Origin of the sequence: Cytobacillus sp. Bac17, assembly GCF_024519925.1 — a bacterium.
In the GTDB taxonomy this organism is placed as follows: domain Bacteria; phylum Bacillota; class Bacilli; order Bacillales; family Cytobacillaceae; genus Cytobacillus; species Cytobacillus pseudoceanisediminis.
Genome location: NZ_JALJRC010000147.1, coordinates 1 through 202 on the forward strand (window position 1 = coordinate 1; position 202 = coordinate 202).

Genomic DNA, 202 nt, shown 5'->3' on the forward strand with positions numbered 1-202 from the left:
TCATGAACTCTTCATGGCGACCATTTTCTACTCAAGTTATCAATTTTCGGCTTCAGGAACCCTTCATGGCGACCTTTTTCTTCTCTGGTTCTCATTTTTCGGCTTCATGAACTCTTCATGGCGACCTCTTTCTTCTCTGGTTCTCGTTTTTCGGCTTCATGAACTCTTCATGGCGACCATTTTCTACTCAAGTTATCAATTT

Annotated in this window: 1 protein-coding gene; it reads left to right on the forward strand. The window is 41.6% G+C overall.

What is annotated here, in order from left to right; all coding sequences use genetic code 11:
• On the forward strand, positions 1-202 hold a 202-nt coding region (locus NR125_RS29565), incomplete at both ends, for a hypothetical protein (RefSeq protein WP_256816929.1).